Annotated in this window: 15 protein-coding genes; all 15 read right to left on the bottom strand. The window is 51.0% G+C overall.

Going from position 1 to position 12055, the window contains the following annotated elements:
* Nucleotides 1-65: 65 nt before the first annotated feature.
* The 15 genes from PK629_08285 to PK629_08215 all read right to left on the bottom strand — a co-directional run bounded on the left by PK629_08285 (nucleotide 66) and on the right by PK629_08215 (nucleotide 12049).
* Nucleotides 66-947, bottom strand: coding sequence for a hypothetical protein (locus PK629_08285; GenBank protein HOP11475.1), 882 nt, complete (start codon nucleotides 945-947; stop codon nucleotides 66-68).
* Entirely contained in the window at nucleotides 944-1663 is a 720-nt protein-coding gene (locus tag PK629_08280) for a hypothetical protein (GenBank protein ID HOP11474.1), read from the bottom strand. Before PK629_08280 ends, PK629_08285 begins: the two co-directional genes overlap by 4 nt.
* A gap of 90 nt (nucleotides 1664-1753) precedes the next feature.
* On the bottom strand, nucleotides 1754-2824 hold the full coding sequence (locus PK629_08275) for a hypothetical protein (GenBank protein HOP11473.1): 1071 nt from the start codon (nucleotides 2822-2824) through the stop codon (nucleotides 1754-1756).
* Between the two features lie 10 nt (nucleotides 2825-2834).
* A complete protein-coding gene (locus PK629_08270; GenBank protein HOP11472.1) occupies nucleotides 2835-3179 on the bottom strand; it encodes a hypothetical protein in 345 nt (114 codons plus the stop codon).
* The gene (locus PK629_08265) at nucleotides 3176-4213 is read right to left on the bottom strand and encodes a hypothetical protein (GenBank protein ID HOP11471.1); all 1038 of its coding nucleotides are present in this window, start codon (nucleotides 4211-4213) and stop codon (nucleotides 3176-3178) included. Before PK629_08265 ends, PK629_08270 begins: the two co-directional genes overlap by 4 nt.
* A 139-nt stretch (nucleotides 4214-4352) precedes the next feature.
* Entirely contained in the window at nucleotides 4353-4643 is a 291-nt protein-coding gene (locus PK629_08260; protein HOP11470.1) for a YerC/YecD family TrpR-related protein, read from the bottom strand.
* 4 nt (nucleotides 4644-4647) lie between these two features.
* A complete protein-coding gene (gene hisIE, locus PK629_08255; GenBank protein HOP11469.1) occupies nucleotides 4648-5292 on the bottom strand; it encodes a bifunctional phosphoribosyl-AMP cyclohydrolase/phosphoribosyl-ATP diphosphatase HisIE in 645 nt (214 codons plus the stop codon).
* A gap of 12 nt (nucleotides 5293-5304) precedes the next feature.
* Nucleotides 5305-6060, bottom strand: a complete 756-nt coding sequence (gene hisF, locus PK629_08250; GenBank protein HOP11468.1) for an imidazole glycerol phosphate synthase subunit HisF — start codon at nucleotides 6058-6060, stop codon at nucleotides 5305-5307.
* 30 nt (nucleotides 6061-6090) lie between these two features.
* Nucleotides 6091-6810 carry a 1-(5-phosphoribosyl)-5-[(5-phosphoribosylamino)methylideneamino]imidazole-4-carboxamide isomerase gene (gene hisA / locus PK629_08245; protein HOP11467.1) on the bottom strand — a complete coding sequence of 240 codons (720 nt, stop codon included), beginning with the start codon at nucleotides 6808-6810 and terminating at the stop codon, nucleotides 6091-6093.
* A complete protein-coding gene (hisH, locus tag PK629_08240; GenBank protein HOP11466.1) occupies nucleotides 6807-7424 on the bottom strand; it encodes an imidazole glycerol phosphate synthase subunit HisH in 618 nt (205 codons plus the stop codon). Before hisH ends, hisA begins: the two co-directional genes overlap by 4 nt.
* A 28-nt stretch (nucleotides 7425-7452) precedes the next feature.
* Nucleotides 7453-8043, bottom strand: a complete 591-nt coding sequence (gene hisB / locus PK629_08235) for an imidazoleglycerol-phosphate dehydratase HisB (protein ID HOP11465.1) — start codon at nucleotides 8041-8043, stop codon at nucleotides 7453-7455.
* Between the two features lie 6 nt (nucleotides 8044-8049).
* Entirely contained in the window at nucleotides 8050-9102 is a 1053-nt protein-coding gene (gene hisC / locus PK629_08230; GenBank protein ID HOP11464.1) for a histidinol-phosphate transaminase, read from the bottom strand.
* Between the two features lie 4 nt (nucleotides 9103-9106).
* A complete protein-coding gene (hisD, locus tag PK629_08225; GenBank protein ID HOP11463.1) occupies nucleotides 9107-10387 on the bottom strand; it encodes a histidinol dehydrogenase in 1281 nt (426 codons plus the stop codon).
* Nucleotides 10384-11001: an ATP phosphoribosyltransferase gene (gene hisG / locus PK629_08220; protein ID HOP11462.1), complete on the bottom strand. Its 618-nt coding sequence runs from the start codon at nucleotides 10999-11001 to the stop codon at nucleotides 10384-10386. The genes hisD and hisG overlap by 4 nt, the downstream gene beginning before the upstream one ends.
* Nucleotides 10994-12049, bottom strand: a complete 1056-nt coding sequence (locus PK629_08215; GenBank protein ID HOP11461.1) for an ATP phosphoribosyltransferase regulatory subunit — start codon at nucleotides 12047-12049, stop codon at nucleotides 10994-10996. The genes hisG and PK629_08215 overlap by 8 nt, the downstream gene beginning before the upstream one ends.
* Nucleotides 12050-12055: the final 6 nt, after the last annotated feature.

The raw sequence follows: 12055 nt of genomic DNA, 5'->3' as shown, positions 1-12055 counted from the left end.
CGGAAATGAACATGAATCATCATCCAAAACCGTTTGCATAATAATGCGGAATTTTATCAGTCATCTTACTCCTTTTTTGTTTTTGCACGATGTACTAATCCAATCATTAAAACTGACATAGCCAAAATAAATACTGAAATGAAAATTAAAAGCATAATATCTATTGAATGAATTTTCTCAGCCGTGGGATCAGCAGATGGCCATACTGTGGCCTCATTTGTCCAGTCACGATTCCCGTCATGTGACCATTTAACCGGCTTTAAAGCAGGATTAAAACTCGGTATATCGGTTTTGTTTTCCGGGTCGCTTAGGCATATCCAGCCACTTGCTATTTGACCCCATTCGCGGCCTTCGCTGTCTTTGTAAGCGAAATAGACATTCTCATAATTTTCAATATAAAACACATCTATGACGATTTTTTCTCTGTCAGAACCCGGCCATTGCCATACAACCAATTTTTTAAGCGGTAAAGTATTAAAGGTTCCGGTAAATTCATAAATTTCATCCTCGTTTTCTCTCTCAAAATCTTCGCTCTCATATCTCATCAATAGGTCGTCCATCAAAACCCAGCCGGGTGGTTGATATACATGACTGGGAGACATGACACCCCAGTATTCTCCGTTATAAAGATATACTGCTGTTATCGTCGTAACTTCGCCGTTTTTAAATATGAATATATCAGTATTCGGTGCCGTTTCCCCAAAATGAGTTCCATATCCCAGATTTGTCGGTATCCCTTTATCCGAACCGGGTTCCTCCACCGGGATCACATAACCCAACGGGCTGTTGATGATAAAACTTTTCCCATATGACCTTTCGCTGACTCTCTCTGTCTTATCCTCGTTTTCATAAAAGAAATGATTGCCCGATACCAAATCGGCATGCAGAGTCAGCGGTAATGCAAAGAAAATAATGACCGTAAGTATACAGATAAAGCGTTTCATCATTTTGCGTTTCCTCCCTGCTCGGTTTTATTCGGTTTCCAAAACACCCGGATCAATACCGCCGTGCCGACAACCAAAACCGCCACTAACACGACAATCAGCCAAAGCATGGAATCCCCGGAGGCGTTGATATCGGTATGTATGGTTTCCGTAACCCACATCGTCGGCTCAGGTTCCGGATTAAAAACGGGCAAATCGCGGTTCAGCGGTTCGCTCAGGCAAATCCAGATATTATTGTTTCCGGTGAAATAAGTCACAAATCCCCACTCGCGCCCCTGTTCATCGGTGTACGCATAAGCAACGCTGAAATGCTCCGTATCGATATCTTCAAGCGTCCATAAAGGGGCATCGGCGCCCGGCCACGGCCAAGCAATAGCCGAACGGGTCTCTTTGATCGCTCCGTAGTCGCCGTTATAAAGATATAGTTCATCAAAGTGTTCTTCTTCGAAGGCAATATAATCATACAGCACCAAAAGCTGATCTGTTTTGATCCAACCGAGAAGTTCCAAAGAATAACCCCAGTAATCCCCGTCATACAGGCATGAATACTGAAGATATGTTTCCTCGCCGTTTTGAAGTCGGCCTGTTTCGCCGCTTGAACCCGGAGCTTCTTTTACAGACGCAAATCCGTCTTTTCCGTTTGCGGTAAATTTTCGGCCCAGATAGATAATCTTACTGCTGTGCTGTTTATAAAACTCGTTTTCCGGTTCGATAATCACATCTGCATTCACAATAAAAGAAGGAAGCAGCAGGAGACAAAATATTATTAATATTATTTTGCGTACTATTTTCATCGAAACTCTCCTGAATCAACCATCCTCATTGGCATTTCCACCCTGCTCTTTTTTATTCGGTTTCCAAAACACCCGAATCAATACCGCTGTGCCGAAGACCACTGCCGCTACCAACCCAATAATCAACCAGAGCATTGTATTCTCGGAGGTTTTAATATCGGTATACTCTGTGGAATCCCCGGAGGTGTTAATATGGATTTGACTTGAAGAATCCCCGGAGGCGCTGCTATCGGTTTGACTCGAGGAAACCACAGAGGTATTACTATCAGCTTGACTCGAGGAAACCACAGAGGTATCACTGCTGGTTTGACTTGAGGAATCCACAGAGGTATCACTGCTGGTTTGACTCGTGGAAACCACGGAGGTATCACTGCTGGTTTGACTTGAGGAATCCACAGAGGTGTCACTGTCGGTAGGCTCTATTTTCGTAATGGCATATTTTCTTTCCGGAACCCACTTCGTCGGCTCCGGAGCCGGATTAAAAGCCGGAATATCGCTGTTCATCAGATCGCTCATGCAAATCCATATGTAACCGTCGTAGCGCGAATCCACAAACACCCACTCGCGCCCCTGTGAATCTAAGTAAGCATAAGTAATGCTGAAATACTCCATTTCGATATCTTCAGTCGTCCATAACGGAGCATCGGCTCCCGGCCACGGCCATGCGATGGCTGAGAGGGTTTCTTTCAATTTTTCATAATCGCCTTGATAGAGATATAATTCATCAAAGTGATCTTTTTCAAAGGAAACATAATCATACAGCACTAAAAGCTGGTCCATTCGAATCCAATCTTCATCTGAGACGCCCCAGTATTCGCCATCATACAGGCATACATACAAGATGTATATTTTTTCACCGTTTTGAAGTCGGCCTGTTTCGTCTTTTGCTCCCGGCGCTTCTCTCAAAGCCGCAAACCCGTCTTCCCCGTTAGCGATAAAGTCGCGGCGTAATTCGACCATTTGGTTCCTATACTGTTCATAAAAATCATTTTCCGGCTGTAAAATCGAATCCGCACTCATCACGACAGAAGGGAGCAACAAAAGACAAATCAGGATAATCACAAAAATGCGTACTGTTTTCATCATTAATTTCCTCCTAAATCAACCAGTTAATCAACAGTCCCGCCCCGAACGAAAAAGCGTTGGCAGCAAGTGAGAAAAGGTACGGATGTTTAAACTTAATCCCGTATTTTTTATAATAACAACCTTCGGTTAATACGGCAAATACTTCCAATGGGATGATTATAACAGAATTTACCTCCCAGCGCAATACCGTCAACCAATAGAGCAGCACAACCAAGGGATTGGTGACGACGTTCACCATCACTAAAAGCAGCAGGTCTTTTTTATCCCGTTTTCCTATCAGCAGGAAAAATCCTGTTTCAAAAATTAAGGTCAATAAAAGCGAAATCCCCAAAGAAGCCAACAACGCCCGACTCATATCTTTGCTCTCTTTAACCCGAACCAAAGAAGAGCGAGGGAAAGCACGGCAAGCGGCGCAAATATCCATGCGGTGCTTTGCGGTACTTCAACCCCGAGATAAACCGGCAAAAAACCGAGAAACAGCGCAAACGTCAGCAGGCCGAAAGCAAATCCCTTTGCACCGGGCATGATCTTCGCCATCGCCCAAAGCGTGATCGGCATAGTCATATTAAACAACAATACCGCCGAAACGCCCGCAATCGGAATTGCAGGGAACAAAAACAATAAAGCCGACAACCCCAATGAAATAATCACAACCCGCCGCAATCCAAAGTGATCCGCCGCAAAACCGCCGAGGGTTTTGCCGAACACCACAGCGCATATCAACACCAATCCCCAGATGCCGATCGTTTTCCACGAAAAATTCAATGCCAATCCCACAAAAGAACGCAGACAGACGACTAAAAACAGACAAACCGCGATAACAAGGATATGTGCTGAGCTTGCACCTTCCAATGAAAAAGCGGCGTTCTTTGGATAAGTGCCTCTTTGCCCCTTATATGCCGCGAAAATCAATGCCGCTGTCAAAACCAACGCCATCGGAAAGAAAACGACAGAAAATCCATTCCCGCTTCCAAATATTTTTCCGAAATAAATGCCGAAAGCACCCGGCGAAACAAATACACCAAGCGCTCCTAATTTCTTTTCACTGATATTTAAAACGTCAATACCGCCGCCGATATGAAACAACGCGTTGCCGATCCCAATGACGATTGTTGCCGCAATCGGGAATATTCCGATGCCAAATGCGAACGCGACAAGGATGCAGCCGAATATCGCAAACAAATAATTTCGGTTCACTTTATCCGCAATCATTCCCAGCGGCATCTGCATGGCAAAGGCGCAAAAATTATAAAGCAGCACGCAGAGAAACCCATCGGATGTCCCGGCGATACTGCGGAACATAAAAAAGGCGCAGGCGAAGTCCACCAAAAAGTGCGCTGCAGAGTAGACAGCAACCATATGCCAGTGTCTGGGCTTATATATAATCATTTTGCCCTCCGAAAATCAGCTTACTTAGCTCATTCCAAATCGACAAAATTATACCATTTATTTTCCTTTTTTACAATCCCTAAAATTGTCATCCTGAGCGCAGCCAAAGGATCTCGGACTGATAACAGCTTCCGGAAAATCAATCTTTCCCCGTCCGTTCCAACGCCAGCACATAGCCGCCCGCGCCGTATTTCAGGCAGGTGTTGACCCGGCTGATCGTCGCGGTTGAGAGACCGGTCTCGGCGATAATCTCGATATAGGACTTCTTTTCCGACAGCATCTTTGCCACCGCGAAACGGCGCGAAAACTCTTTGATCTCTGCGGCAGTGCATAAATCCTCAAAAAAATTATAGCACTCGTCAACGCTCTTCAGCGTTAAAACCGCCTCAAATAAAAAATCGGTATCGGGCGCTTTTAAGTTCTTGTTCACCGTTTCAACCTCCCTGCTTGACCTTGTGGTCGACAATGCTGCGGGAGGCAAGTTCGTTCGCGATATCCGATGGCGAAATGCCCATCTCAGCCATCAGCACCAGCGTGTGGTAACACAGATCGGCGATCTCGCAGACCGTCTCTTTTTTATCGCCTTTCATCGCGCCGATAATGACCTCGGTGCTCTCTTCGCCGACCTTTTTCAAGATCTTTTCCCTGCCCTTTTGGAACAGATAGGTCGTATAGCTGCCCTCGGGCAGTTTTTCTTTGCGGTCGCACAGCAGCCCGTAGAGCGCTTCAAGCGAAAACGCCTTTTTCTCGGCGTCCGTATCCTCATAAATCGTCTCAAAGAAACAGCTTTCCTTGCCGGTGTGGCAGGCGGGTCCGTCTTTGATGACCTCGACCGTCAGCGCGTCGCCGTCGCAGTCGGCGGTGATACGTTCCACATGTTGAAAGTTACCGCTGGTCTCACCCTTGCGCCAAAGCTTTTGGCGGCTGCGCGAATAAAAGCAGGTCTTTTTCTCGGCCAGCGTGATCTCAAGCGCTTCCCGGTTCATATAGGCGACTGTCAGCACTTTTTTGCTGTAAAAATCCTGAACCACTACAGGTATCAACCCGTTTTGATCAAATTTCAGTTGATTGATGTCCATGTTGCCCTCCATCTAAATCCGCACCGGAATGCCGTTTTGGGACAGATATTTCTTCAAATCCGGGATTTCAAGTTCGCCGTAGTGGAAGATGCTCGCGGCAAGACCCGCATCGACGTCGGTCTCCCGAAACAAGGTCAGAAAGTCCTCTTTTTTACCCGCACCGCCCGAGGCGATCACCGGAATCTTGACCCGTTTGCAGACCTCGTTTAACAGTTCGATGTCAAACCCCTTTTTCACGCCGTCGGTGTCGATGCTGTTGATCACCAGCTCACCCGCACCGTTGGCCTCACCCCTGACCGCCCATTCGAGCGCGTCAATGCCGGTGTCGGTCTTGCCCGCAGCGGTGAAAACGTGAAACTTTCCGCCCGCGCGCGCCACGTCCATCGACAGCACAACGCACTGGTTGCCGTATTTTTTCGCCGCCCGCTCGATCAGCATCGGGTCGCGGATCGCGCCGGTGTTGACGCTGACCTTGTCCGCACCGCATTTTAAAACGCGGTCAAAATCGTCCAGCGACCGAATCGCTCCGCCGACCGTCAGCGGGATAAAAATCTGTCTGGCCGCCTTGGTGAGCGCATCCGCGAACAGCGGGCGTCCGGCCACGCTGGCCGCAATATCGTAAAACACCAGTTCATCCGCGCCGCGGTCGTTATAGCGTTTGGCCAGTGCCACGGGATCGTCCACGTCGCGCAGTCCCGAAAAATTCGTCCCCTTGACGACTCTGCCGTCCCGCACGTCAAGGCAGGGTATAATTCTCTTCGTCATCATTCGTGTGCCATCCTTTCCAAAACGGAACGGTCAAGACCGTTCCCTACATTCCAATAACAGGGCTTCTTTCAAATCCACCGCCCCGGTGTAAAGCGCCTTGCCGACGATTGCGCCGCCGACGCCGGTCTGTTTCAAAATCTTCAAATCCTCCAGGCCGCTCACACCGCCCGAGGCGATTATTTCCGTTTTCAACTGCACCAACTGCCGGTACAGTTCCTGATTGGGGCCTTGGAGCATGCCGTCCTTGGCGATATCAGTGCAAATCAGCGCCCCGACGCCCATATCGGCCAGTTTTCGGCAGAAGTCAAACGCATCCCCGGCGGCTTTGGTCCAACCGTCGATGGCCGTCTGCCCGTTTTTAAAGTCCACACCCACCGCGATTTTATCTCCGTACTGCTTCAGCGCAGCCGCTAAAAAGTCGGGGTCTTTGACCGCCGCCGTACCGATGATCACGCGCATGGCTCCTGCGTTTAAATAATCCCTCACGGCCTCCATATTCCGAATGCCGCCGCCGATCTCGACCGAGAGTTTCGTGTTTTTCAATATCTGTTCAACGACCGAAAGGTTCTCACGCGAACCGCTTTTCGCGCCGTCCAAATCAACGACGTGCAGATATTTCGCACCCGCCGCCTCGAATTCCAGTGCGGTTTTGACCGGGTCTTCGCCGTAAACGGTCATTTTGTCATAATCCCCGCGCACAAGCCGAACCACTTTTTGCCCGGAAAGATCGATTGCCGGAAATATCTTCATGCTTCGACCTCACAAAATGCCTTCAAAATCCGCAGCCCGACTTCGCCGCTCTTTTCCGGGTGGAACTGGCAACCGAAAATGTTTTTGCGCGAGACCACCGCCGGCACATGCACGCCGTATTCGGTCGTCGCCGTGATGTCGGGATCGCATTCGTCGGCGTAATAAGAATGCACGAAATAGACGAAATCACCGTCCTTGGTGTATTTCATCAGCGGGTCTTCGGACCGTCTGACTTCGAGCGAATTCCAACCGATCTGCGGAATTTTCAGCGAAAACCCAGGGACGTCCGCAAACGGCTTCACGCTGCCGCCGAGCAGCCCCAGCCCGTAATGCAGGCCGTATTCGTAACTGCGCACAAACAGCAGCTGCATGCCCAGACAGATCCCGAGCAGCGGTTTTCCTGCCAACGCCTCGTCCTTGATGACCCCGACCAGACCGCTGTCGGCCAGTTTTTGCGCCGCATCTCCGAACGCGCCCACGCCGGGCAGCACAATCCGATCCGCAGCCGCGATCTCAAGAAAATCGCCCGTCACTTTGCATTCCTCACCGACCGCTTCAAAACCCGCCGCCAGCCCGAAGAGATTTCCGACGCCGTAATCGACAATCGCCGTCATATGTTTAACCATCCTTTGCGAGATTTATCTAAATAATCGTGCCTTTCGAAGAGGGAATCTGATCTCTTTTCGCCGGGTCAATTTTCACCGCAATCGCCATCGCCCGCGCGAACGCTTTGAACGCGGCCTCCGCGATGTGGTGGCTGTTTTCGCCGCAGAACTCCCGTAAGTGTACCGCCGCTTTCAGTTCACGCGTCAGCGCCGTAAAAAACTCCTTGATCAGTTCGGTGTCAAAATCGCCGATCTTTTGCGACGGAATCTCAAGCGCATACCCGAGCGTTGCCCGCCCGCAGATGTCGATCGCCGCCAGTACCAACGCCTCGTCCATCGGGACGAACACGCTGCCATAGCGCGTGATGCCCGCCCGATCACCGAGCGCCGTATCCAGCGCCTTACCTAAACAAATGCCGATATCTTCCGCCGAGTGGTGAAAATCCACGTCGATGTCGCCCTTGCAGGTCAATTGCAGATCAAACCCCGAGTGGCAGGCGAACAGCGTCAGCATGTGGTTCAAAAACCCGATGCCGGTGTCGATTGAGGCCTTGCCGCTGCCCTCTAAACACAGGGTCAGCGCAATATCGGTCTCATTGGTCTTGCGTGAAATCTGCGCGCTTCTCATGGCAATCTATCCTTTCCGAACGATCTTTCGCATCGTCTCTAAAAATTTTGCCGTTTGTGCTTCGTCGCCGACCGTGATGCGCAAAAAGTCATTGATGCGCGGCTTGTCGAACCGACGCACCAAAATCCCGTTTTCGCGCAGCGCGTCAAAGCACTCTTTTCCGCTCATACCGGACGGTTTCGCAAACACGAAATTCGCCTTGCTGTCCAATACCGTGAATCCCAGTTCCCGCAGTCCCGCAGTCAGCATTTCGCGGTTTTGAATGATCTTTGCGCGGCACTCCTCGAAATATTCAACGTCCTTGACGGCCTCAACACCCGCGATTATGGATAGCGAATTGATATTATAAGGGTTAAAACTGTATTTCAACATGTTCAGGTCGGCGATCAGCTCTTTGCTGCCGACCGCGTAGCCGATGCGCCCGCCGGCCAGTGATCTGGACTTTGAAAAGGTCTTGACGACCAGTAAATTGTCATATTCTTTAAGTAACTCCACCGCGCTGTCCGCTCCGAAATCGACATAGGCCTCGTCTACCACGGTCAGCCGACCCGGCTTCATCAGTTTTCGGATGCCGTCAAGCGGCAGCGCCATTCCGGTCGGCGCGTTGGGATTCGCAATCACAACCGTCTCGCTCAAATCCGCATAATCGGCAGGGTCGAGCGAAAAACCATCTTTCAGCGGAACCACTGTTCCGGCAACCCCGAACATTTGGCATAACACCGGATAAAGCCCGTAGGTGATGTCGGCAAACGCCGCACCGTTTTCGCAAAACCCGTGGAAAACAAACGACAAAATCTCATCGCTGCCGTTTCCGGCGAATATATTCTCCGGTTTTACATCCTCGAACGCGGCGATGGCCTCAACAAGCTTCCGGCAGGTCGGGTCGCTGTAAAGCCGCAGTCTGGACACCGCTTCCGCATTCACCGCCTCGATCACTTTGGGCGACGGCGGGAACGGACACTCGTTGGTGTTTAATTTCATCAATCTGTCCATATCCGCCGGCTGTTCGCCCGGCACATACGGCACAAGATTTTTCAGTTTCGAATTTAAATATTTCATATATTTAATCCTCAAACCGCGCAAGAACGCTCTCAGCGTGTGCGTCAAGCCCCTCGGCGTGGGCAAAATTCACGATCTTTTCGGCGACGCCGGAGAGCGAACTCGCATCGTAGCGGATGTAGCTGCTCTTCTTCACAAAATCGTCGACCGACAGCGGGCTTGAAAACCGCGCCGTACCCATCGTCGGCAGCGTGTGATTGGTACCGGCCAGATAATCCCCGAGCGGCTCGGGCGTATAATTGCCCAAAAAGATGCTGCCCGCGTTTTTGACTTTGGCCAACAGGGCTTCGGGGTCGTCCACGCACAGTTCCAGATGTTCGGGCGCCAGAGAATCGGAGATTTTGACCGCCTCATCCAGTCCCGCAATGATGATCATGCCGTTGTTTTCGAGCGATGTCGCCGCGATCTCGTTTCTCGGCAATCTTGCAAGCCGCGTTTCAAGGCAGCCGACCACTTTTTGCGCAAAGGCCTCGGTCTCGCAGATCAACACCGCAGAGGCGTTTTTGTCGTGTTCCGCCTGAGAAAGCATGTCCGCCGCGATAAAATCGGGATTGGCACTCTCGTCGGCGATGATTAAAATCTCACTCGGCCCGGCCAGCATATCCAGCCCGACCAACCCGAATACCCGCCGCTTGGCCTCAGTGACATAGGCGTTGCCCGGCCCGACGATCTTGTCGACTTTCGGGACGCTCTGCGTGCCGTAAGCCAACGCCGCAATCGCCTGCGCGCCGCCGACCGCAAATACCCTGTCGACGCCTGCGATTTTGGCCGCCGCCAAAGTTACCGCGGGGATTTTCCCGTCTTTTGCCGGCGGAGTCGCCAGCACAATCTCTTTGACGCCCGCGATTTTTGCCGGAATCACGTCCATTAAAACGGTCGAGGGATAGCGCGCCGTGCCGCCGGGCACATAGACGCCCGCTTTTTCAATCGGCGTGAACCGCTGACCCAAAACAGCCCCGTCGGGCCGTTTGAATTCGAACCCCGTGCGCATTTGTTTTGAGTGAAATTCCCGGATATTCTCCGCCGCGGTCCTCATCGCCGCCAGCAGATCGTCGCCGACTTCCTTTTCCGCTTTATCGAGTTCGGTTTTATCAACTTCAATTTTTAAAAGTTTCGCGCCGTCGAATTTTTCGGTGAACCGCAAAACCGCCGAATCGCCTTCCGCGATAACGGCTTTCAAAATCTCATCGACTGCCTCGCAGACCTGCTTCGGGGTCTCGGAGACACTGCGCGAAAAAATCGTCTCGTTATTTAAATCTTTAATATCAATGATTTTGATATTCATCGTAATTGCTCCATTCTGTCCCGAATGCCGTCGATCATCTCCCGCTTGAATTGATAAGCGCTCTTGTTGGCAATCAGCCGTGCGCTCGAAAAAGCGATGGTTTCAAGAACCGAAAGATTGTTTTCTTTCAGCGTCGTTCCGGTCTCGACGATGTCGGAAATCACGTCCGAAAGCCCGGTCACCGGAGCGAGTTCGATGCTGCCGTTGAGTTTAATCAACTCGATGCGCCGATTCAGATCGGCATAATAATGCGCGGTCACATGCGGATATTTGGTCGCCACCCGCAGCGGCACCGAAGTATCCTCTTTAAAGCCGTTTTTCGCCGCGATCACGATGCGGCACTTGCCGATGCCGAGATCGCACAGTTCATAAACGTCCGGTTCGGTCTCAAGCAAAACGTCTTTGCCGACCACGCCGATGTCCGCCGCGCCATGCACGACATAAACCGCCACGTCGGACGGTTTGACCAACAGATAACGCACCCCCGCTTCGGGATTTTCGAACACCAAACGGCGGTCACTGCCGTCCATGCCGGAACAGCCGAGCCCGAGTTTTTGAAATTTATCATACACCTGATCGCCTAAACGACCCTTGGGAAGCGCGATGTTAAGCATCTTGATTCGCTCCTAAAACAATGGTTTTCTTGGCGCGCACGCCGCCGTTTTGATCTTTTTCCGCCCGCACGGTATATCCCTGCGCCCGCATCTTTTCGGCCTTTTCCAACGCCTCACGGGGATCGCATTCGCCGTAAACCAATAATATGTCCGCGTCAAATTCGGACGGCTCGTAAAACACCCGCTCCAGTTCGCCCAGATAAATCGCAAACCCGAGCGCGGTCTGCGGCTTGCCGAATCGCCGCATCATGCTGTCGTAACGGCCGCCGGCCAGCACCGCCGAAGCCGCTTTGGAGATATATCCCCGCATGACGATGCCGTTGTAATAATCCGGGGCATTGACGGTCGAAAAATCAATGCGAATATTCTCATCCAGTCCCGCCGCACAAAGCAACCCCGCCAGCGTTTTCAGTTCCTCGAACGCAGCCTGTGTGCGTTCGTTTTTAACCAGCCCTTTTAAAAATTCAAGTTCCGCCGTGGGTTTTTCGCAGAGCGTGCACAGTGTTTCCGCCAATTCGGCATCGCCGCAGATCTCAGCCAATGCCGCGCGGTTTTTGCCGGCCAAAGCGTCTAAAAGTTCCTCGCTCAAATCCCCGAATACACCCGAGAGAAAGCCCATATGCCCGATATTCAAAATATCATTTTCATCCAACAACGACAAGGACTTTGCGGCTAAAATCACGACCTCGGCCTCGGAGAAAGCGTCGTCAGCCCCGATGTATTCCAACCCCGTCTGGCTGATCTCGCGCACTTCGCCGTCGCCTTTTTTCATCCGAAACACGTTTTCGTGATAAAATAATTTCTCCCGCACATCTTCCGGATCGACGTTTTTAATGATGCTGATCGTCACATCGGGCTTCAAAGCCATCAACCGGCCGCCCGCGCCGGTAAAGGTGATAATGCCCTCTCCGGTCAGGAAATTTTTATTTTCGCGATAAGTGTCGTAGGTCTCGAACTTATCCATGCGGTATTTCCGATAGCCGAAGCTCTCGTAAAGCGCCCGCAGCTGCAGGGGAATCCGGTCAAAAAACGGCAGTTTCTCGGTCAACAAGGC

Source organism: Oscillospiraceae bacterium (assembly GCA_035380125.1).
GTDB lineage: Bacteria > Bacillota > Clostridia > Oscillospirales > JAKOTC01 > DAOPZJ01.
The sequence above is the reverse complement of the archived record's forward strand: the minus strand, read 5'-3'. Positions and strand labels throughout refer to the sequence as shown.